1 pseudogene is annotated in these 339 nt (G+C 61.4%); it reads left to right on the top strand.

Going from position 1 to position 339, the window contains the following annotated elements:
- Positions 1–219, top strand: a pseudogene (locus tag BSZ14_RS18930) (IS481 family transposase); the annotation flags it as partial.
- Between the last annotated feature and the right edge of the window lie 120 nt (positions 220–339).

The following is a 339-nucleotide window of genomic DNA, read 5'->3' as shown; positions in this document are numbered from 1 at the left end:
CGCAAGTTCAAGACCTACCCGATCGGCTATTTTCACATCGATATCGCCGAGGTTCAGACAGCGGAGGGCAAGCTACGCCTGTTCGTCGCGATCGACCGGACGAGCAAGTTCGCCTTCGTCGAGTTGCGCGAGCAGGCCGGCAAGATGATAGCCGCCCAGTTCCTGCGTAACCTGGTCGCGGCCGTTCCGTACACCATCCACACCGTGCTGACCGACAACGTCCTATGTCGGGAAGCAGCGGCGGGTTTTGGCCAGCAGATATCGATGCGCCGACAACCATCGGCGCGGCATGCAATCTGAGCCAGATGGCTCCCACCGTCAACGGGATCGCTCCCTGCC

The sequence above is a fragment of the Sphingomonas sp. Sph1(2015) genome (assembly GCF_001970915.1).
Classification (GTDB): Bacteria; Pseudomonadota; Alphaproteobacteria; order Sphingomonadales; family Sphingomonadaceae; genus Sphingomonas; species Sphingomonas parapaucimobilis.
Note: the sequence above shows the minus strand (reverse complement) of the source record. Positions and strands in the feature narration are given on the sequence as shown.